General features: G+C 71.0%; 2 pseudogenes. One reads left to right on the top strand and one right to left on the bottom strand.

Going from position 1 to position 639, the window contains the following annotated elements:
• Positions 1 to 272, top strand: a pseudogene (locus tag AC1DHL_RS29665) (hypothetical protein); the annotation flags it as partial.
• Between the two features lie 12 nt (positions 273 to 284).
• Here AC1DHL_RS29665 and AC1DHL_RS29670 read toward each other — a convergent pair.
• Positions 285 to 639: pseudogene (locus AC1DHL_RS29670) on the bottom strand (malto-oligosyltrehalose synthase); the annotation flags it as partial.

The raw sequence follows: 639 nt of genomic DNA on the forward strand, positions 1-639 counted from the left end.
GCGATACGCCGGGCAGCCCCGGCACGCCCTCGCCGGACGCCGGCGAGTTGCTGCTGCTGCGCCACGCGGCACAACAGGCCGGCCGCGCGGCCAGCGCCTATGGCGCACTGCTGCGCGAGCCGATCGACGATCCGGACCTGCGGCTGCTGCTCGCCCATTACTACCGGGGCGCCACGGAATTGCAGCGGCTGCTCGAGCATCGCGTAGCCGAGTTCTCTCCCGCGCGGGCCGCAGGCATGACGTCGCGGCGGATGAGTCCGCCGCTGCACTAGGAGGGCAGCGCCCTAACCTTGCGGATAGCCGGCGCGCAGCAGCCCCGCCTGGCGCGGCGCGGTCAGTTCCTGCTGCGGCTGGTACGGCCGGATCACCAGCGCCACATAGTCGTCGTCCTTGGGCGACACCACCAGGTACACCAGACCCGACATGACCAGGGCCACCTCGCCCAACTGCGCGGCGATGCGCGCGGCAATGAAGCGCTGGAGCAGCACCGGGTCCACGGTGGCGTCGATGGCAAGCGCGGCCGTGCAGATCGTCATCAGGCACTGTTCCACGGCGCGGCAGACCACCACCACCTCGTCGATGGCGTATCCGGTGTGGGCCGCGCGCACGAGCACGGAAATGCCCTCGCTGGTCTTGGCG

It is taken from the genome of Variovorax sp. 10L426 (assembly GCF_056395305.1).